Below are 21407 nucleotides of genomic sequence, written 5' to 3' on the forward strand. Positions count from 1 at the left end.
ATCAACGCAACAAATAGCGACGCATTATGCGTTTATTCCGTCGATAACGCGCGCGTAAGGAGAATTAAGCTACTGGCTGAAATTTTGCCATCAGCGGAGGAGATATGCTCGATAGACTCGACGCCGCGTTACGCTTCCAGCAGGAAGCGCTGAACTTACGGGCGCAGCGTCAGGAAGTCCTGGCGGCCAACATTGCCAATGCGGATACCCCAGGGTATCAGGCGCGCGACCTGGATTTTGCCGGTGAACTGAACAAAGTGATGGAGCGTGGACGCCCTGAAGCCTCCGGAATGCAGCTGGCGGTAACGTCGGCGCGTCATATCCCTGCCCAGACGCTCTCTGCCCCTTCTGTTGACCTGATGTACCGTATTCCCGATCAGCCTTCGCTGGATGGCAACACTGTCGATATGGATCGGGAGCGGACGCAGTTTGCTGATAACAGCCTGCAATATCAGACCGGGCTGACGGTATTAAGCGGACAAATTAAAAGCATGATGAGCGTGCTTCAGGGGAATTAATTCATGGCGTTACTGAATATTTTCGACATCGCGGGTTCCGCGCTTACCGCGCAGTCGCAGCGGCTTAACGTGGCGGCCAGTAACCTGGCAAACGCCGACAGCGTAACCGGGCCAGACGGCGAACCCTACCGTGCAAAGCAGGTGGTTTTTCAGGTAGATGCGGCGGCGGGAGCGGCTACCGGCGGCGTCAAAGTTGCCAGCGTGATTGAAAGCGAGGCCGCTGACAAACTGGTGTATGAGCCGGGAAATCCGCTGGCTAATGCCCAGGGCTACGTGCGGATGCCTAACGTAGATGTAGTGGGCGAGATGGTGAACACCATGTCCGCTTCGCGCAGCTATCAGGCCAACGTCGAAGTGCTCAATACCGTTAAAAGCATGATGCTAAAAACCCTGACGCTCGGACAATAAAGGAAACGCCCATGTCTATCGCTGTAAACGTAAACGATCCAACCAATACTGGCGTCAGTACAACCAGTACCAGCACCAGTACGGTGACGGGTAATAGCTCCGCCGACCTGCAAAGCAGCTTTTTGACGCTGCTGGTGGCGCAGTTAAAAAATCAGGACCCGACCAACCCGATGGAAAATAACGAGCTGACCACCCAGCTGGCGCAAATCAGTACCGTCAGCGGCATTGAAAAGCTCAATACCACTCTCGGCTCGATTTCCGGACAGATTGATAATAATCAGTCTTTACAGGCCACCACGCTGATCGATCATGGCGTGATGATCCCCGGCACCACCGTGCTCTCCGGTAATAGCACCACCACCCCATTTGGCGTGGAACTTCAGCAGGCAGCGGATACCGTCACCGCCACCATTACCGATAAAAGCGGCAAAGTGGTGCGGACTATTGATATCGGTGCGCTAACCGCTGGGGTGCATACCTTTAGCTGGGACGGCACCTCAACTGACGGTACTGCGGCACCGGAAGGCTCTTATAACGTCAGCATCGCCGCCAGTAACGGCGCGACGCAACTGGTGGCCCAACCGCTGCAATTTGCACTGGTGCAGGGCGTGACCCGCGGCGATAACGGTAGCCTGCTCGATCTGGGTACCTACGGCACCACCACACTCGACGAAGTTCGGCAGATTATTTAAGCCTCTTTACTTATCAGGAGTAAGTTATGGCCTTTTCTCAAGCGGTTAGCGGCCTGAATGCTGCGGCCTCCAACCTCGATGTCATTGGCAACAACATCGCCAACTCCGCCACCTATGGCTTTAAGTCGAGCACGGCGTCCTTTGCCGATATGTTCGCCGGTTCTAAAGTCGGTCTGGGCGTAAAAGTGGCGGGTATCACTCAGGATTTTAACGACGGCACCACCACCAATACCGGGCGTGGTCTGGACGTGGCCATCAGCCAGAACGGTTTTTTCCGTATGGTCGATACCAACGGTTCGGTTTACTACAGCCGTAACGGCCAGTTCAAACTGGATGAAAACCGTAACCTGGTGAACATGCAGGGACTTCAGTTAACCGGCTACCCGGCAACCGGTACGCCGCCTACCGTCCAGCAGGGGGCAAACCCGACCGGCATTTCTATTCCTAATACGCTGATGTCAGCCAAAACCACTACCAGCGCTGCGATTCAGATCAACCTGAATTCCTCGGATGCGGTACCGGCGAAGACCACGTTCAGCGCCAGCGATGCCGACACCTACAATAAAAAAGCGGCGATCACCGTCTTTGATACCCAGGGTAACGCCCACGACGTCAACGTGTATTACGTTAAGACAGCGGAAAACAAATGGGATGTCTGGACTCAGGATTCCAGCGTGGCTGATGCGGCGGTCGTGAAAGCCGCGCAGATGAACTTTGACAGCAATGGTCAACTGGAAGGCGTGTACGACTACGCCGCCAACGGCACGCTGAACGAGGACGCCAACACACAGCCGCAGATCGAAGTCACTACCGGCGCGATGAACGGGGCAACCCCGGCGACCTTCGCCCTCAGCTTCTTTAATTCCATGCAGCAGAACACCGGCGCGAACAACGTCGTTGCCAGCTCGCAGAACGGCTACAAGCCAGGCGATCTGGTGAGCTATCAGATTAACGACGACGGCACGGTGGTGGGTAACTACTCTAACGAGCAATCGCAGGTACTGGGACAGATCGTACTGGCTAACTTTGCTAATAACGAAGGTCTGGCGTCTCAGGGCGATAACATCTGGGCCGCGACGCAAGCCTCCGGCGTGGCGCTGCTGGGTACCGCCAACAGCGGTAACTTCGGTTCCCTGACCAACGGCGCACTGGAAGCCTCCAACGTCGATCTGAGTAAAGAACTGGTGAACATGATCGTCGCCCAGCGTAACTATCAGTCCAACGCGCAGACCATCAAAACCCAGGATCAGATCCTTAACACGCTGGTTAACCTGCGCTAAGCGCCTGACGGGATAGTTTAATGGATCACGCAATATATACCGCGATGGGCGCGGCCAGCCAGACCATGAATCAGCAGTCGGTCACGGCCAGCAACCTCGCGAACGCGTCCACGCCGGGCTTTCGTGCCCAGCTTAACGCCCTGCGCGCGGTGCCGGTTACCGGATTATCTCTTGCTACCCGCACGCTGGTGACCGAATCCACCCCTGGTGCGGATATGACGCCCGGTCAGATGGACTACACCTCGCGTCCGCTGGACGTGGCGGTGCAGGAGGAAGGCTGGCTGACGGTGCAAACCGCCGATGGCGGCGAAGGGTATACCCGCAACGGTAACATCCAGGTCAGCCCGACCGGTCAACTGACCATTCAGGGTCACCCGGTGATTGGCGAAGCGGGTCCGATTGTGGTGCCGGAAGGGGCGGAAATTACCATCGCCGCCGACGGCACGCTCTCCGCCCTCAATCCCGGCGATCCGGCAAACACCATCGCGCCAGTGGGAAAATTAAAGCTGGTGAAAGCCGACGGCAACGAAGTGCAGCGCGGCGATGATGGCATGTTCCGTCTGACGCAACAGGCGCAGGAAACGCGCGGTGCCACGCTTCAGGCTGATGCTGGCATCCGGGTCATGTCCGGCGTGCTGGAAGGCAGTAACGTTAAACCCGTGGCGGCGATGACCGATATGATCGCCAGCGCGCGGCGTTTTGAAATGCAGATGAAGGTTATCAGCAGCGTGGATGAGAACGCGCAGCGGGCTAACCAGTTGCTGTCAATGACCTAATAGCAGGATATCTATGAACAGTTCTTTATGGATCGCGAAAACTGGCCTCGACGCGCAGCAAACCAATATGGACGTCATCGCCAACAACCTGGCGAACGTCAGCACCAACGGCTTTAAGCGCCAGCGTGCGGTTTTCGAAGATTTGCTGTACCAGACCATTCGCCAACCGGGTGCGCAGTCCTCTGAGCAAACCACGCTGCCGTCAGGTTTACAGATCGGCACTGGCGTGCGTCCGGTCGCCACCGAACGTCTGCATAGCCAGGGTAACCTGTCGCAGACCGACAACAGTAAAGATGTCGCCATTAAAGGCCAGGGCTTCTTCCAGGTGATGCTGCCGGACGGTACCTCGGCTTACACCCGCGACGGCTCGTTTCAGGTCGATCAGAACGGCCAACTGGTAACAGCGGGCGGTTTTCAGGTACAGCCCGCGATCACGATTCCGGCCAATACCCTGAGCATTACCATCGGGCGTGATGGTGTGGTGAGCGTCACCCAGCAGGGACAGGCTGCCCCGGTGCAGGTGGGGCAGCTTAACCTGACCACCTTCATGAACGACAGCGGCCTGGAAAGCCTGGGTGAGAACCTGTATGCCGAAACGCAATCCTCCGGTACGCCGAATGAAAGCACGCCGGGCCTGAATGGCGCGGGGTTGCTGTACCAGGGCTATGTTGAGACCTCGAACGTCAACGTGGCGGAAGAGCTGGTCAGCATGATCCAGGTTCAGCGCGCCTATGAAATCAACAGTAAGGCCGTGTCGACGACCGACCAGATGCTGCAAAAACTGACGCAACTCTAAGAGGCAGCCGGTGTGACCCTGTCACATCGGCGCTCTGATTTTAAAGATGAAAGCAATGCAAAAATACGCGGCGTACCGTTATTCACTTCTGGCTGTGCTGGCAATGTCCGTTACCGGCTGTGCCCTGATCCCGTCAACGCCGCTGGTGCAGGGCGCAACGTCAGCACAGCCCGTTCCCGGACCGTTGCCGGTGGCCAACGGCTCTATTTTTCAGTCGGCGCAGCCGGTGAACTATGGCTATCAGCCGCTTTTCGAAGATCGTCGCCCGCGTAACGTTGGCGATACGCTGACTATCGTGCTTCAGGAAAACGTCAGCGCCAGCAAAAGCTCGTCGGCGAACGCCAGCCGCGATGGCAAAACCAATTTTGGCTTTGATACCACGCCGCGTTACCTGCAAGGGCTGTTTGGTAATGCCCGTGCGGATGTTGATACCTCCGGCGGCAATACCTTCAACGGCAAAGGCGGGGCCAATGCCAGCAATACCTTTAGCGGTACGCTGACGGTGACGGTAGATCAGGTGCTGGTCAACGGCAACTTACATGTAGTGGGTGAAAAACAGATCGCCATTAACCAGGGCACTGAGTTCATCCGCTTCTCCGGGGTGGTCAACCCGCGCACCATCAGCGGCAGCAACACCGTTGCCTCAACGCAGGTGGCGGATGCGCGTATTGAATATGTCGGCAACGGCTATATCAACGAAGCGCAAAATATGGGCTGGCTCCAGCGCTTCTTCCTTAATTTATCGCCGATGTAAGCGAGGTGGTTATGTTTAAATCCCTGATGGGTATTGCCCTGATCCTGATGGCAGGCGTGACGCAGGCCGAACGTATTCGCGACCTGACCAGCGTGCAGGGCGTGCGCGATAACTCGCTGATCGGCTACGGGCTGGTGGTGGGGCTTGACGGCACGGGGGATCAGACCACGCAAACGCCGTTTACCACCCAAAGCCTGAACAACATGCTCTCGCAGATGGGCATTACCGTGCCGGCGGGCACCAACATGCAGCTTAAAAACGTGGCGGCGGTGATGGTGACGGCGAAATACCCGCCGTTTGGCCGTCAGGGGCAGGCGATTGATATTGTTGTCTCCTCAATGGGTAATGCCAAAAGCCTGCGCGGCGGTACGCTGCTGATGACCCCGATGAAAGGGGTCGATAATCAGGTTTACGCGCTGGCGCAGGGCAATATTCTGGTCGGCGGTGCGGGCGCGTCCGCTGGCGGTAGCAGCGTGCAGGTTAACCAGCTCAACGGCGGACGTATCACCGGCGGTGCGGTGATCGAGCGCGAAATTCCCACCCAGTTCGGCTCCGGCAATACCATTAACCTTCAGCTCAATGAAGAAGACTTCACCCTCGCGCAGCAGGTGGCGGATACCATTAACCGCAATGGCGGCTACGGTGCCACCGCGCTGGACGCGCGAACCGTGCAGGTGCGGGTCCCGGCGAGCAACAGCTCTCAGGTGCGTGCACTGGCCGACATTCAAAATATGAACGTCAACGTGACGCCGCAGGATGCGAAAGTGATCATCAACTCCCGTACCGGATCGGTAGTTATGAACCGTGAAGTGACGCTGGATAGCTGCGCCGTCGCACAGGGCAATCTGTCGGTCACGGTTAACCGCCAGGCCAATGTCAGCCAGCCGGATACGCCGTTTGGCGGCGGTCAGACGGTGGTCACGCCGCAAACCCAAATCGATCTGCGCCAGAGCGGCGGATCGCTGCAAAGCGTCAACGCCAGTGCCAACCTGAACAGCGTGGTACGCGGACTCAATGCGCTGGGCGCAACGCCGATGGAGCTGATGTCAATTTTGCAGTCAATGCAAAGCGCCGGTTGCCTGCGGGCTAAAGTGGAAATCATCTGATGCTGAGCGATAGCAAACTTCTCTCCAGCGCCGCCTGGGATGCGCAGTCGCTGAACGAACTGAAAAACAAAACCGGTCAGGATCCGCAGGCGAATCTGAAGCCGGTGGCGCGTCAGGTCGAAGGGATGTTTGTCCAGATGATGCTGAAAAGCATGCGTGAGGCATTGCCGAAGGACGGGCTTTTCGGCAGCGATCAAACGCGGCTTTACACCAGCATGTACGACCAGCAAATCGCTCAGCAGATGACCGCCGGCAAAGGTCTGGGGCTGGCTGAGATGATGGTCAAACAAATGGCGGCGGGTCAATCCCAGCCGTCAGAGCAAACCGCGCAGACGCCGATGCGCTTCGACCTTGAAACGGTGACCAGTTATCAGAATCAGACGCTGACGCAGATGGTGCGTAAAGCGCTGCCGAAAGTACCGGAAACCAACGACAAGGCGCTCTCCGGCGACAGTAAAGATTTTCTGGCCCAGCTTTCTCTTCCGGCGCGGCTGGCAAGCGAGCAGAGCGGCATTCCTCATCATCTGATTCTGGCGCAGGCGGCGCTGGAATCCGGCTGGGGACAGCGGCAGATTAAACGTGAAAACGGCGAACCCAGTTTTAATCTGTTTGGCGTGAAGGCCACCTCCAGCTGGAAAGGACCGGTGACCGAAATCACCACCACCGAATTTGAAAATGGCGAAGCCAAAAAGGTCAAGGCCAAATTCCGCGTCTATAGCTCTTATCTGGAAGCGCTTTCTGACTATGTCGGGCTGCTGACCCGCAATCCACGCTATGCGGCGGTGACCACCGCCTCCAGTGCAGAGCAGGGCGCGCAGGCATTGCAGAATGCCGGTTATGCCACCGACCCGGCCTATGCCCGCAAGTTGACCGGGATGATCCAACAAATGAAGGCCATGAGTGACAAAGTCAGCAAGGCTTACGGTAACGATCTCGAAAATCTGTTCTGAAACGTCTCAAGTTCAACGGAGTCCTGCCGATAACTGTTAGCGGGACTCATGTCTGAAAGTGTAAAAGGAACCTCCATGTCCAGTTTGATTAACAGCGCCATGAGCGGGCTTAGCGCAGCGCAAACCGCGCTCAATACCGTCAGTAATAACATTTCCAGCTATAACGTTGCGGGCTATACCCGTCAGACGACGGTATTTGCCCAGGCGAACAGCACTCTGGGTGCGGGCGGCTGGATCGGTAACGGGGCTACTGTCACCGGTGTGCAACGCGAATATGATGCCTTCATTACCAACCAGTTGCGCTCTGCGCAAAATCAGAGCGCCGGGCTGACCACGCGTTATGAGCAGATGTCGAAAATCGATGACATGCTCTCCAGCAGCACCAATACACTTTCAACGACGCTGCAAGATTTCTTCTCCTCGATGCAAACCCTGGTCAGCAACGCGGAAGATCCTTCTGCGCGTCAGGCCGTTATCGGCAAAGCCGACGGGCTGGTGAATCAGTTCAAAGTGACCGATCAGTATCTGCGTGACCAGGATAAGCAGGTCAATATCGCGGTCGGCTCCAGCGTTGAGCAGATCAACAACTACAGTAAGCAGATCGCCAATCTTAACGATCAGATTTCGCGTCTGACCGGCGTTGGCGCGGGCGCATCGCCTAATGATTTGTTGGATCAGCGCGACCAACTGGTGTCCGAACTGAATAAAGTGGTTGGCGTCGAAGTGAGCGTGCAGGACAGCGGCACCTATAACGTGACAATGGCGAACGGCTATACGCTAGCGCAGGGTTCCACAGCGCGTCAACTGGCAGCCGTACCATCCAGTGCCGACCCGTCACGCACCACGGTGGCGTATGTTGACCCAACGGCCGGAAAAATTGAAATCCCCGAGAAGCTGCTGACCAGCGGTTCGCTCGGCGGCATGCTGACGTTCCGCTCGCAGGATCTGGACCAGACGCGTAATACGCTCAACCAGATGGCGCTGACGTTTGCGGATGCCTTTAATCAGCAGCATGCGCAGGGCATTGATGCTAACGGCGATGCGGGCGGCGATTTCTTTAACATCGGTAAACCGGCGGTGGTCAGTAACAGCCGTAATACCGGTACCGCAGCGCTTAGCGCGACGATTAGCGACAGCACCAGCGTGCAGGCGACCGACTATAAAGTGACCTATGACGGCAGTAACTGGCAGGTGACGCGTCTTGCTGATAATACCACTTTCACCCCGACGCTGGATAAAAGCGATAACTCGCTCAGCTTTGATGGCCTGAAAGTGACCGTCAGCGGTACAGCCGCAAAAGATGACAGTTTTACGGTGAAGCCGGTGAGCGACGCCATCGTTAATATGAGCACCGCGATTAAAGATCCGGCCAAAATCGCCATGGGCCTGGACGATAGTGAAAGCGGTGAAAGCGATAACCGTAACGGTCAGGCGCTGCTGGATTTACAGAGTGCGAAAAAGGTCGGCGGCAGCAAAACCTTTAACGATGCCTATGCCACGCTGGTGAGCGATATCGGTAACAAAACCTCAACGCTTAAAACCAGCAGCACCACCCAGACTAACGTGGTGACTCAACTGAGCAATCAGCAACAGTCCATTTCCGGGGTTAACCTCGATGAAGAGTATGGCAACCTGCAACGTTACCAGCAGTATTATCTGGCGAACGCGCAGGTGATGCAGACCGCCTCGACGCTATTCGACGCGCTTCTCAATATGCGCTAAGGGACCTGAACAATGCGTGTTAGCACCCAAATGATGTACGAGCAAAATATGCGCGGCATCTCCAGCTCGCAGACCGAATGGCTGAAGTATGGTGAGCAAATCTCCACCGGTAAACGGGTAACCAAACCGTCAGACGATCCGATTGCCGCCTCGCAGGCGGTGGTGGTCTCTCAGGCGCAGGCACAAAATAGCCAGTATGGTCTGGCGCGTACCTTCGCAACTCAGCGTGTTTCGCTGGAAGAAAGCACGCTGGATCAGGTGACCAAAGCGATCCAGAGCGCGCAGGAAAAAATCGTCAATGCCGGAAACGGCACGTTAAGCGATGACGACCGCGCCTCGCTGGCGACGGACTTGCAGGGGATCCGCGACCAGATCATGAACCTGGCCAACTCCACTGATGGTAACGGGCGTTATATCTTTGCTGGCTATAACACCGATAAAGCGCCGTTCTCACAGGAGGATGGCACCTACACAGGCGGTAACACCAGCGTTACTCAGCAGGTGGATGCCGCGCGTTCGATGGTTATCGGCCATACCGGCACGCAAGTATTCGCCAGTCTGACCAGTAACGCCGTTGCTGAGCCGGACGGGTCTGCCTCAGAGAAAAACATTTTCTCCATGCTGGACAGCGCTATCGCGGCCCTGAAAGTACCGGTAGCGGATGATGAAGAGGCACAGGCCCAGTCACAGGCGGCAATTGATAAGACCAACCGTGGCCTGAAAAACTCGCTTAACAACGTCCTCAGTGTGCGTGCAGAACTCGGTACGCAGCTTAATGAACTGGATGCGCTGGATGCGCTGGGCGATGATCGTACCGTATCCCAGGCGCAGCAGATGAGCGATCTGGTTGACGTGGACTGGAACTCGGCCATCTCGTCTTACATGATGCAGCAAGCAGCGCTCCAGGCGTCGTATAAAACCTTCAGCGATATGCAGGGGATGTCCCTGTTTCAGCTAAATAAATAATCGCCATTTCGCTCCGGTTCGCCGGAGCGTTTTTTTGCGTGCGATATGCCTGGCAGTGATGGTGGGGCAGTTCGCCATCACCCTATCGTCAGCGCGATAATCCCCATCACCGTTGCCACTACCTCCCAGCCCGTCAGTTGACAAACGTTACATCGTGAAATTATGCCTGGCGGCGCTACGCTTGCACAGGCCTGGATTTTGCTGCGTTCTACATGCAAACCGTAGGCCCGGTAAGCGAATGCGCCACCGGGCAAAGGTGTACGGGGCAGGCGTTTTGCGGTTGTTTTGCCGGGTGGCGGCTTCGCCTTACCCGGCCTACGTTATTTTTATTATCAATGAATTACGTGCAAATTGTAGGCCCGGTAAGCGAATGCGCCACCGGGCAACGGTGTACGGGGCAGGCGCTTTTGGGCTGTTGTTAGCGGGCGTAAAAAAGCCGACCCTGAGGTCGGCTTTTTGGTTTACTCCGCTGACTGCGGTCGCGTTGGTGCGGCCGTAGCGTGGTGGGTGGCGCTGTGACCACCCGCTGAGCCTTTGCCGTCAAAGTCGAACGACGGGCGTACCCAGTCACTCTGACGTGGCGCTTCCGGCGTATATTCCGGCGCAGGAGCGCGGGTCATCGGTGCAGTTGCGTGGCTGCGAGCTTTCTTCAGCTCAGCGCTGGAAGCGACAGTTGCTGGTTTAGCTACGGGGGCTGGCTCGACAGCCTGTGACTGCTCAGCCGCTGGCTCAACGACCGGCGTTGGCTCGACAGCTTCAACAGGCGGTTTAGCGACCGGTGCTGGTTCAACAGCCTCAACTGGCGGTTTAGCAACCACCGCTGGCTCAGCCGCTACTTCTGACTCAACCGCAGGTTTGGCAACCGGAGCGTCAGCCGCAGGCTGTTCTGCCATTGACGCAGCAGGCTCTTCCTCTGCCGGTGTCGCTTCAACAGGAGACTGTGCAACTGGTGCCTCTTCCGTTACCGGCGCTTCAACGACCGGTTCAGCAGGCGTTGCCGCCGCAGCGGTTTCTTCCGCCGTCGCTTCATCGGCATCGGCAATCAGCTGTGGCTGCTCGTCGACCGGTGCTGCAATCACTTCCGGATGCGTCGTTTCAATGGCCGGCGTCTGCGGTTCAGCGACCGGAGCCTGCGGTTCTGCAACCTCTACCGCTGCTTCCGCCTGCGCTTCTTCGATAACGGCCACGATAGCCTGTTCAACTTCTGCAACAATCGGTGCTGACGCATCCTGCTGCTCCATCTCGCTTTCCTGAGCGCGGGCAACCGGATAACGGATCCACACTTTACCTGAGGCCATTTCTGGCGACGCGCAGGCGACGGTCAACGGCATTGGCGACTGGGTCGGATAACGCTCATCACGATAGCGACGACGACGCTGACCACTCACGCGCAGGTGGCGCGGTGAACGGCGTGAACGACGTGGCATACCGTTATTATCGCGGTTGTCCCCATTTTCATCCTGCTGCTCTGAAGTGGTTTCAACCACTGCCGGCAGGTCAATTTTCGCCAGTTCAGTACGCTGAGCCGGTGCGTTTTGCACCTGCTCAGTAGCGGCAGAAGGCTGCGCGGTGACCGTAGCCGGCTCTTCAACCGTTTTAACCGCTTCCGGAGCAACTTCAAAACGCACTTTCTGGTTCAACTGGCGCTGTTTACGGCGCGGCATGGTCTGAACGCGTTCTTCCTGCTCTGTTGCCTGAACCGGCTGTTCTTCGCGGTTAAGCTCGCTAACATCCTGCTGATTCTGACGCTTATCGTCATTACGGCGGCGATTACGCTCACGACGAGGCTGCTGCTCATCACGTGCTTTTGGCTTCTCAGCCTCATTGCTTACCGCTGGCTGACGCGCATCACGTGTCTCGGCATTCTGCGGTTTTTCACGACGGTTGCGACGGTTGTCTTCGCGTGTTTCACGAGCTTCGCTGCCGTCGTTACGCTCGTTACGTTCATTACGGTTGTCACGACGGTCGTTGCGGTCGCGACGGTTGTTCTGACGTGGCTTACGGCGTTCCTGAGGACGCTCCTGTTTTTCTTCCACCTTCACTGGCGGTTGTTCAACAGGTTTGCTCTCTTCTTCACCGGCAAACATTTTTTTCAATGCGCTGATAATGCGCGAGAACAGTCCCGGGCCTTCAGCGCTCTGGCTGGCGGCAGGAGCAGGTTGCGCAGCCGGGGTGGCTTTGACAGTCTCTTCAGGCACTGGCGGAGCAGGAGGAATATCCGGCATGGCAAACGTTGCCAGTGCAGGCTGTTCCGGACGTTTACGCTCCGGCGTTTCTTCTTCAGACGGCAGTGCCATCGCTTCTTCGTGCAGTTTCGGCAGCAGATAGCTGAGCATCGGCGTTTCTTCGCCTTTACGCACGCGCAGTACTGAGTAATGCGGCGTTTCCATCTGATCGTTCGGCACGATCACGCAGCGCACACCGTCCTGGCGGGTTTCAATAGCATTGACCGCGCTACGTTTTTCATTCAGCAGGTAGGAGGCAATGGGCACCGGGACAATGGCATGCACTTCCTGGGTATTTTCTTTCAGCGCTTCTTCTTCAATCAGACGCAGAATCGACAGCGAAAGGGATTCGTTATCACGCACGGTGCCGGTACCGCTACAGCGCGGACAAACGTGATGACTGGATTCACCGAGAGACGGACTTAGACGCTGACGCGACATTTCCAACAGGCCAAAGCGAGAAATATGGCTAATCTGAATACGCGCACGGTCCTGACGGACCGCTTCACGCAGACGGTTTTCTACCGCGCGCTGGTGGCGAACCGGGGTCATATCGATAAAGTCGATGACAATCAAACCACCGAGGTCGCGCAGACGCAGCTGGCGAGCGATTTCATCAGCCGCTTCAAGGTTAGTATTGAATGCGGTCTCTTCGATATCGCCGCCGCGGGTAGCGCGAGCGGAGTTGATATCAATGGCCGTCAGCGCTTCCGTGGAATCGATAACAATGGAACCACCGGACGGCAGGCGCACTTCACGCTGGAAGGCAGATTCGATCTGCGATTCAATCTGGTAATGGCTGAACAGCGGGATTTCACCGGTATACAGTTTAATTTTGCTGCTGAAATCCGGACGACCCAGCGCAGAGATATGCTGACGCGCCATCTCCATCACTTTCGGGTTATCAATGAGGATTTCGCCGATGTCCTGACGCAGATAGTCGCGGAATGCGCGAACGATAACGTTACTTTCCTGATGGATTAGGAACGGGGCAGGGCGGCTGTCGGCGGCTTTTTTAATCGCTTCCCAGTGCTTCAGACGGAAGCTCAGATCCCACTGCAACGCTTCGGCAGATTTGCCAACGCCCGCGGTGCGCACGATGAGGCCCATGCCATCCGGCAGTTCAAGACTGGCCAGCGCTTCTTTCAATTCGGTACGGTCGTCACCTTCGATGCGGCGTGAAATACCACCTGCACGCGGGTTGTTCGGCATCAGCACCAGATAGCTACCCGCCAGACTGATAAAGGTGGTCAGCGCTGCGCCTTTATTACCACGCTCTTCTTTATCAATTTGAACGATGACTTCCTGGCCTTCGCGCAACACATCTTTGATGTTCGGGCGGCCATGAGAGTTATAGCTGGCAGGGAAATACTCGCGAGCGATCTCTTTGAGGGGGAGGAAACCATGTCTTTCAGCGCCATAATCAACAAACGCGGCTTCGAGACTGGGTTCAATACGGGTGATTTTACCTTTATAGATGTTCGCTTTTTTCTGCTCGTGTCCCGGGCTTTCAATATCCAGGTCGTACAGGCGCTGCCCATCTACAAGGGCAACACGCAACTCTTCCTGCTGAGTTGCGTTGATTAACATTCTTTTCATCGTAACTTACTCATTATTCTTACATTGACGACTAAGCTACGGGCAGAGTATTGCCTTTCCGGGGATGACCGATGGCCTCGTGTCTGTTCACGTCGCCAACCTCACGGTTGTCGCTCGCTTATAGAGGCGCAGAGTGTCGGTTGCCTGTCTTTCATACGGAAACACAGCGCAATTAACTGGGAAACAGCCTGGGGAAACTCTCCAGGGACGAATCCATTTACCGGTAAGGACTACAACCCGTAGCCCGCTAACTGTCTGAAAGGTCAATACGTCTTACGCCATTGCTGCGTTGATGACCGGACAGACAAAACTGGTAATTCCGCAAAATTCCTTGTCTTAACAAGATTCAACACGGAAAACCGCATCATTATTCCATTGCTAACCTTATTATAGCAAGCTGGCTTTTACCTTTTATCACCCGGTTACTCACAGTTTTTACACGTCAGGGTCAGATTGTTCTAATAACAACCACAACAACATCATGTAAACCCAATGAGATCGGATGATGTTAAATATAAGCACATAAAAATGAGTGGCGCTAATGAGGATGGCTAATTAAAATCGCCGACTATGAAAAATGAGAATCCATCCGTAAAAATGATTGCCATTACCGCTGATGACGCGGGGCAACGAATCGACAACTTTTTGCGCACCCAGTTAAAAGGGGTCCCAAAGAGCATGATTTATCGCATCCTGCGTAAAGGCGAGGTGCGGGTGAATAAGAAGCGCATCAAGCCTGAGTATAAGCTGGAGGCGGGAGACGAAATTCGTATTCCTCCGGTGCGCGTCGCTGAACGTGAAGAAGTGGCCGTCTCGCCGCGCCTGCAAAAAGTGGCCGCGCTGACGGATGTCATTCTCTATGAGGACGAGCATATTCTGGTGCTCAACAAGCCTTCAGGAACGGCAGTCCACGGCGGCAGCGGTCTGAGCTTTGGCGTCATTGAAGGTCTGCGTGCGTTGCGCCCGGAAGCGCGCTTCCTTGAGCTGGTGCACCGTCTGGACCGCGATACCTCCGGCGTGCTGCTGGTCGCCAAAAAGCGCTCGGCGCTGCGTTCGTTGCATGAGCAACTGCGCGATAAAGGTATGCAGAAGGATTATCTGGCGCTGGTTCGCGGCCAGTGGCAATCGCATATGAAAGTTGTCCAGGCTCCGCTGCTGAAAAATATTCTGCAAAGCGGTGAGCGCATTGTGCGAGTGGATCAGGAAGGTAAACCGTCCGAAACGCGGTTCAAGGTGGAAGAACGTTATGAGCATGCCACCCTGGTACGCTGTAGCCCGGTGACCGGGCGCACGCACCAGATCCGCGTGCATACGTTACATGCGGGCCACCCGATTGCCTTTGACGATCGCTACGGCGACCGTGAGTTTGACAAGCAACTGGCGGGAACCGGCCTTAACCGTCTGTTCCTGCACGCGGCAGCGCTGAAGTTTACCCACCCGGCCACGGGAGAGGTGTTGCGTATTGAAGCGCCGCTGGATGATGAGCTGAAGCGGTGTTTGCAGGTATTGCGTAACGCGAAGTAGCGCCGCAGTCGTCATGCCCGGTGGCGCTGCGCTTACCGGGCCTACGATCAAAGCTCAACGATACCAGCATTCGCACGGTACAAAGCCCGACGAGGCCACCATCCGGCATTACAACGGCATCATAGGTGTTTTTGGCTTGCCTGCCCGGTGGCGCTGCGCTTACCGGGCCTACGATCAAAGCTCAACGATACCATCATTTGCACGGTACAAGGCCCAACGATACTATCATTCGTACGGTACAATGCCCGACAATAACGCGATTCGTAGGCCGGATAAGGCAAAGCCGCCATCCGGCATATAGCGCACCGCAGCCGGATACCACTTCCACACCCGCAATTTGCTTATCCCAACAGCGGGTTCATCTCTTCGCGACGCAGCATTTGGCACAGCGCAATCAGCGGCAGCCCCACCAGCGTATTGGGATCGCGCCCCTCCAGTCTCTCAAACAGGGCGATCCCCAGCCCTTCGCTTTTAAAACTGCCCGCGCATTGCAGTGGATTTTCTCTGCGCAGATAGTCGCCTATTTCCTGCTCGCTCAAATGGCGAAAGTGGACATCAAACGGCTCACATTCAGTTTGTAAATGCCCGCTTGCCGAATTATAAAGCGCTAGCCCAGTATAAAAAGTGACGATATTGCCACTGGCCTGCATTAATTGCCGCCGCGCGCGTTCTTCGGTTAACGGTTTACCGGCTATTTCACCGTCCAGTACGCATACCTGATCCGAGCCAATAATAAGATGCTGAGGGAAACGCTCGGCCAGCGACTGTGCTTTAGCCTGCGCCAGACGCAGCACCAGATGACGTGGCGTTTCGCCGGGCATCGGCGTTTCATCGGTATCCGGCGCCGCACATTCAAAGGTAAGGCCAAGCTTTTCCAGGAGCATACGCCGCCACGGTGAAGTAGAGGCAAGAATAAGACGGGTCATATATTTTTTCATTCAGATATAGCGTATCGGATGCCCTCATTTTAAACTAAAGGCCGCAATGTGTGCGAATTATTGGCAAAAGGCATCCTGAGGTTGCCTTTTTCTTTGACTCTATGACGTTACAAAGTTAATATGCGCGCCCTATGCAAAAGGTAAAATTACCCCTGACTCTTGACCCGGTTCGCACGGCTCAAAAACGCCTCGATTACCAGGGCATTTATGCTCCCGATCAGGCAGAGCGTGTTGCCGCGTCTGTAGTCAGTGTGGACAGTGATGTAGAATGCACGATGTCGTTTGCTATCGACAGCCAGCGCCTCGCGGTCATCAACGGCGATGCAAAGGTCACGGTAACGCTCGAATGTCAGCGTTGCGGGAAACCGTTCACGCGTCACGTTCACACAACGTATTGTTTCAGTCCGGTCCGTTCCGACGAACAGGCTGAAGCACTCCCGGAAGCGTATGAACCGATTGAGGTTAACGATTTCGGTGAAATCGATCTGCTGGCGATGGTTGAAGATGAAATTATCCTCTCCTTGCCGGTAGTTCCGGTGCATGATTCTGAACACTGTGAAGTGTCCGACGCGGACATGGTCTTTGGCGAACTGCCTGAAGAGGCACAAAAACCAAATCCATTTGCCGTATTAGCCAGCTTAAAGCGTAAGTAACAGGTGTTTCCCGCGAGCGCGGGGAGAAGCCGTAATTAAGGAGTAAGGTCCATGGCCGTACAACAAAATAAACCAACCCGTTCCAAACGTGGCATGCGTCGCTCTCATGACGCTCTGACCGCAGTTACCAGCCTGTCTGTAGACAAAGCGTCTGGTGAATCCCACCTGCGTCACCACATGACTGCCGACGGTTTCTACCGTGGCCGCAAGGTCATCGCTAAGTAATCACGCGATACTCAACGACTTTCGCGTTGCCGTTGCGGTAACGTGAAAGACGAAGAGTGGAAGCGTGGTGAAGCTTAGTGAGGAATTCCCCGTGCAGACGGGGATAACCAAACCGGGCAGCGACGATACCTTGACTCATCTAACCCTGGCGTTAGATGTCATGGGGGGCGATTTTGGCCCTTCCGTGACAGTGCCTGCAGCTTTGCAGGCACTGAACTCTAATTCGCAACTCACACTCCTCCTGGTCGGCGATCCCGACGCTATCACGCCATTACTTGCCAGAGCTGACTTTGAACAACGTTCGCGTCTGCAGGTTATTCCTGCGCAGTCAGTTATTGCCAGTGATGCTCGCCCCTCTCAGGCTGTGCGTAACAGCCGGGGCAGTTCTATGCGCATTGCGCTGGAACTGGTGAAAGAAGGTCGTGCCGAAGCCTGCGTCAGCGCGGGCAATACCGGTGCGCTGATGGGGCTGGCGAAATTACTGCTCAAGCCGATCGACGGTATTGAGCGCCCGGCGCTGGTGACTATCCTTCCTCACCAGCAGAAGGGAAAAACGGTGGTGCTCGATCTGGGAGCTAACGTAGACTGCGACAGTAAAATGCTGGCGCAGTTTGCCGTGATGGGTGCCGTGCTGGCAGAAGAGGTCATCGGTATCACTCAGCCTCGCGTGGCGTTGCTGAATATTGGTGAAGAAGAAGTCAAAGGACTCGATAATATTCGTCAGGCGTCCGAACTGCTGAAAAAAGTGCCCTCGATCAACTATATTGGCTATCTTGAAGCCAATGAACTGTTGACCGGAAAAACCGATGTTATGGTCTGCGACGGATTCACAGGCAATGTCACATTAAAGACCATGGAAGGTGTTGTAAGAATGTTTCTTTCGCTGCTGAAGTCTCAGGGTGAAGGTAAAAAAAGGTCGTGGTGGCTGTGGTTATTAAAACACTGGTTACAAAAAAGCCTGACAAGGCGATTCAGTCACCTCAACCCCGACCAGTATAATGGTGCCTGTCTGTTAGGATTACGCGGCACGGTGATTAAGAGTCATGGTGCTGCCAATCAGAGAGCCTTTAGCGTGGCAATTGAACAGGCAGTGCAGGCGGTGCAGCGACAAGTCCCCCAGCGGATTGCCGCTCGCCTGGAATCTGTATTAGCAAAAAGTGACTGAGCGTACATGCATACGAAGATTATGGGTACCGGCAGCTATCTGCCCGAACAAGTGCGAACTAACGCCGATCTGGAAAAAATGGTCGACACGTCTGACGAGTGGATTGTCACCCGTACAGGTATTCGTGAACGCCGTATCGCCGGGCCGAATGAGACCGTTGCTACAATGGGCTTTGAAGCTGCAAAACGTGCGCTTGAGATGGCGGGCGTTGACGCCGAACAGATCGAACTGATTATTGTTGCCACCACCTCGGCAAGCCATGCGTTTCCGAGCGCGGCCTGCCAGATCCAGAACATGCTGGAGATTAAAGGCTGTCCGGCTTTTGATATTGGCGCAGCCTGTGCAGGTTTTACCTATGCACTGAGCGTGGCTGACCAGTATGTAAAATCCGGGGCGGTGAAACACGCGCTGGTGATCGGCTCTGACGTGCTGGCACGTACCTGCGATCCCACCGATCGCGGTACGATCATCATCTTTGGCGACGGTGCGGGTGCCGTGGTGCTGAGCGCGTCTGAAGAACAGGGGATTATTTCCACTCATCTTCACGCTGACGGCCGCTACGGTGAGCTGTTGACGCTACCGAACCTCGATCGCGTGCATCCGGAAAATTCTACTTACCTGACGATGACCGGTAACGAGGTCTTTAAGGTTGCGGTCACCGAGCTGGCGCACATCGTCGATGAAACGCTGGAAGCTAACAATCTGGATCGTTCGCAGCTGGACTGGCTGGTGCCGCATCAGGCTAACCTGCGTATTATCAGCGCCACCGCGAAAAAGCTGGGTATGTCGATGGACAACGTGGTAGTGACCCTTGACCGCCACGGCAACACGTCGGCGGCCTCGGTGCCTTGTGCGCTTGACGAAGCCGTGCGCGATGGACGCATCAAGCCAGGACAACTGGTGCTGCTGGAAGCCTTTGGCGGCGGTTTCACCTGGGGTTCGGCGCTGGTTCGTTTCTAAAAAAGGATAATAATATGACGCAATTTGCATTCGTTTTTCCGGGACAGGGTTCGCAGACCGTGGGGATGCTGGCTGACATGGCCGCTGCTCATCCGGTTATTGAAGAGACCTTCCGCGAAGCCTCTGCGGCGCTGGGCTACGATCTGTGGGCACTGACCCAGCAAGGTCCGGCAGAAGAACTGAATAAAACATGGCAGACGCAGCCTGCGCTGCTGGTCGCTTCGGTTGCACTGTATCGCGCGTGGCAGCAGCAGGGCGGTAAAACGCCGGCGCTGATGGCAGGTCATAGCCTGGGTGAATACTCGGCGCTGGTCTGTGCTGGCGTGATTGATTTCGCCGACGCGGTACGTCTGGTTGAACTGCGCGGTAAGTTTATGCAGGAAGCTGTACCTGCGGGCACCGGCGCGATGTCTGCCATCATTGGCCTTGACGACGCGGCGATTGCTAAAGCCTGCGAAGAATCAGCGCAGGGGGAAGTGGTCTCTCCGGTGAACTATAACTCGCCGGGTCAGGTGGTTATCGCCGGGCATAAAGACGCCGTTGAGCGCGCTGGTGCGGCCTGTAAAGCAGCCGGAGCCAAGCGTGCGCTGCCGCTGCCCGTCAGCGTTCCGTCTCACTGTGCGCTGATGAAACCCGCCGCAGAAAAACTGGCGGCCGAGCTGAAGAATATCACTTTTAACGCGCCGTCCGTGCCCGTCGTCAACAACGTTGACGTTAAGTGCGAAACCGCGCCGGATGCCATCCGCGATGCGCTGGTACGCCAGCTCTACAGCCCGGTCCAGTGGACGAAAAGCGTAGAATTTATGGCTTCACAGGGCGTTGAGCACCTCTATGAAGTCGGTCCAGGCAAGGTATTGACCGGCCTGACCAAACGTATTGTTGACACCCTGACTGCCTCGGCGCTTAACGAGCCGGAAGCACTGTCAGCGGCGATTGCACAATAAAAAGAGGAATACCATGAGTTTTGAAGGAAAAGTCGCACTGGTAACGGGCGCAAGCCGTGGCATTGGCCGCGCGATTGCGGAAACCCTCGTTGCACGCGGTGCAAAAGTGATCGGTACCGCGACCAGTGAGAATGGCGCGCAGGCTATCAGTGAATATCTGGGCAGCAATGGTAAAGGTTTGATGCTGAATGTGACCGATCCGGCATCTATCGAATCCGTGCTGGGAAATATTCGCGCAGAGTTTGGTGAAGTCGATATTCTGGTGAATAATGCCGGCATCACGCGTGATAACCTGTTAATGCGCATGAAAGATGACGAATGGAATGACATCCTGGAAACCAACCTGTCATCGGTTTTCCGTCTGTCAAAAGCAGTATTGCGCGCTATGATGAAAAAGCGTCATGGGCGTATCATCACCATCGGTTCTGTCGTTGGAACCATGGGAAATGCAGGCCAGGCCAACTATGCTGCGGCAAAAGCGGGTCTGATCGGCTTCAGTAAATCGCTGGCGCGTGAAGTGGCGTCTCGCGGGATTACTGTAAACGTTGTTGCTCCGGGCTTTATTGAAACGGACATGACGCGTGCGCTCTCTGACGAACAGCGTGCGGGTATTCTGGCGCAAGTTCCGGCGGGTCGCCTTGGTGATGCAAAAGAGATCGCCAGCGCGGTGGCATTCTTAGCGTCTGACGAAGCAGGTTACATCTCTGGTGAAACCCTGCACGTCAACGGCGGAATGTACATGGTTTAACCACGATGCACCCGAAATGCTCAGGAACCGCGCAAACCGCACGTTTTAGAGCATAAACAGGTGCAAAATAGTTTGCGTTATTGAGGGGTTCACCCGCAAAATAGCGTAAAATCGTGGTAAGAACTGCCGGGATTTAGTTGCAAATTTTTCAACATTTTATACACTACGAAAACCATCGCGAAAGCGAGTTTTGATAGGAAATTTAAGAGTATGAGCACTATCGAAGAACGCGTTAAGAAAATTATCGGCGAACAGCTGGGCGTTAAGCAGGAAGAAGTGACCAACAATGCTTCCTTCGTTGAAGACCTGGGCGCAGATTCTCTTGACACCGTTGAGCTGGTAATGGCTCTGGAAGAAGAGTTTGATACTGAGATTCCGGACGAAGAAGCTGAGAAGATCACTACCGTTCAGGCTGCCATTGATTATATCAACGGCCACCAGGCGTAAGTGAACATCTC

Annotated in this window: 21 protein-coding genes; 19 read left to right on the forward strand and 2 right to left on the reverse strand. The window is 55.6% G+C overall.

What is annotated here, in order from left to right:
* The first annotated feature begins 104 nt into the window (after positions 1-104).
* From flgB to flgL, 11 genes are all read left to right on the forward strand, one after another.
* Complete coding sequence (gene flgB, locus ACMGGS_RS15870; RefSeq protein WP_414163423.1) at positions 105-518, forward strand: flagellar basal body rod protein FlgB; 414 nt, start codon at positions 105-107, stop codon at positions 516-518.
* A gap of 3 nt (positions 519-521) precedes the next feature.
* Positions 522-926: a flagellar basal body rod protein FlgC gene (gene flgC / locus ACMGGS_RS15875; protein WP_176917799.1), complete on the forward strand. Its 405-nt coding sequence runs from the start codon at positions 522-524 to the stop codon at positions 924-926.
* Positions 927-937: 11 nt separating this feature from the next.
* Positions 938-1618 (forward strand): flagellar hook assembly protein FlgD, encoded by a 681-nt coding sequence (flgD, locus tag ACMGGS_RS15880; RefSeq protein ID WP_414163424.1) that lies wholly within the window; start codon positions 938-940, stop codon positions 1616-1618.
* 26 nt (positions 1619-1644) lie between these two features.
* A complete protein-coding gene (flgE, locus tag ACMGGS_RS15885; RefSeq protein WP_414163425.1) occupies positions 1645-2898 on the forward strand; it encodes a flagellar hook protein FlgE in 1254 nt (417 codons plus the stop codon).
* Positions 2899-2918: 20 nt separating this feature from the next.
* Positions 2919-3674: a flagellar basal body rod protein FlgF gene (locus tag ACMGGS_RS15890; protein ID WP_414163426.1), complete on the forward strand. Its 756-nt coding sequence runs from the start codon at positions 2919-2921 to the stop codon at positions 3672-3674.
* A gap of 13 nt (positions 3675-3687) precedes the next feature.
* Positions 3688-4470, forward strand: a complete 783-nt coding sequence (gene flgG / locus ACMGGS_RS15895) for a flagellar basal-body rod protein FlgG (RefSeq protein WP_176917795.1) — start codon at positions 3688-3690, stop codon at positions 4468-4470.
* Positions 4471-4525: 55 nt separating this feature from the next.
* Positions 4526-5224, forward strand: coding sequence for a flagellar basal body L-ring protein FlgH (locus ACMGGS_RS15900; protein ID WP_176917794.1), 699 nt, complete (start codon positions 4526-4528; stop codon positions 5222-5224).
* Positions 5225-5235: 11 nt separating this feature from the next.
* The gene (locus ACMGGS_RS15905; protein WP_414163427.1) at positions 5236-6330 is read left to right on the forward strand and encodes a flagellar basal body P-ring protein FlgI; all 1095 of its coding nucleotides are present in this window, start codon (positions 5236-5238) and stop codon (positions 6328-6330) included.
* The gene (gene flgJ, locus ACMGGS_RS15910; RefSeq protein WP_414163428.1) at positions 6330-7280 is read left to right on the forward strand and encodes a flagellar assembly peptidoglycan hydrolase FlgJ; all 951 of its coding nucleotides are present in this window, start codon (positions 6330-6332) and stop codon (positions 7278-7280) included. Before ACMGGS_RS15905 ends, flgJ begins: the two co-directional genes overlap by 1 nt.
* A gap of 75 nt (positions 7281-7355) precedes the next feature.
* A complete protein-coding gene (gene flgK / locus ACMGGS_RS15915; RefSeq protein ID WP_414163429.1) occupies positions 7356-9002 on the forward strand; it encodes a flagellar hook-associated protein FlgK in 1647 nt (548 codons plus the stop codon).
* Positions 9003-9014: 12 nt separating this feature from the next.
* A complete protein-coding gene (gene flgL / locus ACMGGS_RS15920; protein WP_414163430.1) occupies positions 9015-9968 on the forward strand; it encodes a flagellar hook-associated protein FlgL in 954 nt (317 codons plus the stop codon).
* Positions 9969-10429: 461 nt separating this feature from the next.
* Here the strand turns inward: flgL and rne are convergent, their stop codons facing one another.
* Positions 10430-13792 (reverse strand): ribonuclease E, encoded by a 3363-nt coding sequence (rne, locus tag ACMGGS_RS15925; RefSeq protein ID WP_414163431.1) that lies wholly within the window; start codon positions 13790-13792, stop codon positions 10430-10432.
* A gap of 570 nt (positions 13793-14362) precedes the next feature.
* Between rne and rluC the strand changes: the two genes are divergently transcribed.
* Positions 14363-15316, forward strand: coding sequence for a 23S rRNA pseudouridine(955/2504/2580) synthase RluC (rluC, locus tag ACMGGS_RS15930; RefSeq protein ID WP_414163432.1), 954 nt, complete (start codon positions 14363-14365; stop codon positions 15314-15316).
* Positions 15317-15657: 341 nt separating this feature from the next.
* Here rluC and ACMGGS_RS15935 read toward each other — a convergent pair whose 3' ends face one another.
* On the reverse strand, positions 15658-16242 hold the full coding sequence (locus tag ACMGGS_RS15935; protein ID WP_414163433.1) for a Maf family protein: 585 nt from the start codon (positions 16240-16242) through the stop codon (positions 15658-15660).
* Between the two features lie 143 nt (positions 16243-16385).
* Here ACMGGS_RS15935 and yceD point away from each other — a divergent pair, with 143 nt between their 5' ends.
* The 7 genes from yceD (at position 16386) to acpP (ending at position 21396) form a co-directional block, all read left to right on the forward strand.
* Positions 16386-16907: a 23S rRNA accumulation protein YceD gene (yceD, locus tag ACMGGS_RS15940; RefSeq protein ID WP_414163434.1), complete on the forward strand. Its 522-nt coding sequence runs from the start codon at positions 16386-16388 to the stop codon at positions 16905-16907.
* 51 nt (positions 16908-16958) lie between these two features.
* Complete coding sequence (rpmF, locus tag ACMGGS_RS15945; RefSeq protein WP_049840331.1) at positions 16959-17132, forward strand: 50S ribosomal protein L32; 174 nt, start codon at positions 16959-16961, stop codon at positions 17130-17132.
* 130 nt (positions 17133-17262) lie between these two features.
* A complete protein-coding gene (gene plsX, locus ACMGGS_RS15950; protein ID WP_414166293.1) occupies positions 17263-18297 on the forward strand; it encodes a phosphate acyltransferase PlsX in 1035 nt (344 codons plus the stop codon).
* 6 nt (positions 18298-18303) lie between these two features.
* Positions 18304-19257, forward strand: a complete 954-nt coding sequence (locus ACMGGS_RS15955) for a beta-ketoacyl-ACP synthase III (RefSeq protein ID WP_414163435.1) — start codon at positions 18304-18306, stop codon at positions 19255-19257.
* Between the two features lie 14 nt (positions 19258-19271).
* Positions 19272-20201: an ACP S-malonyltransferase gene (gene fabD / locus ACMGGS_RS15960; protein ID WP_414163436.1), complete on the forward strand. Its 930-nt coding sequence runs from the start codon at positions 19272-19274 to the stop codon at positions 20199-20201.
* Between the two features lie 13 nt (positions 20202-20214).
* Positions 20215-20949 carry a 3-oxoacyl-ACP reductase FabG gene (gene fabG, locus ACMGGS_RS15965; RefSeq protein WP_194205749.1) on the forward strand — a complete coding sequence of 245 codons (735 nt, stop codon included), beginning with the start codon at positions 20215-20217 and terminating at the stop codon, positions 20947-20949.
* Between the two features lie 210 nt (positions 20950-21159).
* Positions 21160-21396, forward strand: a complete 237-nt coding sequence (gene acpP, locus ACMGGS_RS15970; RefSeq protein WP_000103754.1) for an acyl carrier protein — start codon at positions 21160-21162, stop codon at positions 21394-21396.
* The last annotated feature ends 11 nt before the right edge of the window (positions 21397-21407 follow it).

It is taken from the genome of Superficieibacter sp. BNK-5 (assembly GCF_047456055.1).
Lineage (GTDB): Bacteria > Pseudomonadota > Gammaproteobacteria > Enterobacterales > Enterobacteriaceae > Superficieibacter.